This window comes from Neorhizobium phenanthreniclasticum (assembly GCF_040066075.1).
GTDB classification, from domain to species: Bacteria; Pseudomonadota; Alphaproteobacteria; order Rhizobiales; family Rhizobiaceae; genus Neorhizobium; species Neorhizobium petrolearium.
In genome coordinates this window covers 1-902 of the sequence record NZ_JBEAAL010000088.1, presented here as the reverse complement: position 1 = coordinate 902, position 902 = coordinate 1, and the positions used below count along the sequence as shown (strand labels likewise).

The 902-nt window shown below is 58.9% G+C and carries 1 protein-coding gene and 1 pseudogene; one reads left to right on the top strand and one right to left on the bottom strand.

Annotated elements, in window-relative coordinates:
* Positions 1-207: hypothetical protein (locus ABK249_RS33815; RefSeq protein ID WP_348864926.1), on the top strand; the 207-nt coding region annotated here is incomplete at its 5' end.
* A 231-nt stretch (positions 208-438) separates the two neighbouring features.
* On the opposite strand, the pseudogene ABK249_RS33810 reads toward ABK249_RS33815, so the two are convergent.
* A pseudogene (locus tag ABK249_RS33810) lies at positions 439-765 on the bottom strand (DUF932 domain-containing protein); the annotation flags it as partial.
* Positions 766-902: the final 137 nt, after the last annotated feature.

Below are 902 nucleotides of genomic sequence, written 5' to 3'. Positions count from 1 at the left end.
CCGACCATGATCGCCATCCACGGTCTCATGTCGACTGATCGCGGTATCGGCGTATTGCTTGGCTTTCTGCTCGGTCACGAACAGGCTGACATCGTCGCGCAGCGCGCTTTGATTGCCCTTGAGGGCGGGTTTCACAAAGTACGGGACACGGATTTCAGTAAGTCGCGGACACCGATTTCGGAAAGTCCGGGACAGCGATTTCACTAAGTCGCGGACAGCATCGCGACAGATTTAGCAAGGTGATGAAAAATGCGCCGCCCCATGACGAGGGGACGCGGGCGTGAATTGCATTGGCCAACGCCATAGGACGAACATGCCCGATGATCTCCCGCAAATTGGAGATTTCGATGGGATACGCGAGCTTCATGATATACCCTCCGATATCGTGGTGATGGGGGGAGAGCGCCGCCTGTGCTGACGGCGCTCCTAAGGTCCGGGTCAGGATTTCAGGGCGGCCATGCGTTCGCCGAGCAGCCATAGCGCCTTGTTCAGCCTGATGTCCTGATCGATCCCGTTGACGGCGCGGGATTTTACGCGGCGGGTACGGCCAAGATCATCGCGGCCGACACCGCGAATGCCGCCCTTGATGGCGTTTTCCTGCACCACATTCCAAACGGTCCAGAGATCGTCGGCGCGATCGTCATGACGGCGGGGAACAAGCAACTGTTCGGGCTTGATCGGCGTCTTGGTCTCGCCCTCCGGATCGGCGAAACGGAGAACGTGGGCTGCTTCGGCAAGAATGCTCTGTTCGTCCCTGTTCAACCGTTGGGTCGACCAGCCGCAGCATCATTGCAACGATCAGCGTCGGCATGTCGAAGGACCGCAAGGGTGTTGCTTTGGCCAAACGTGCCGGCGCGATATGAGACGCAACAGCACCAAGGCTTCGGTCGATGCAATCCAAC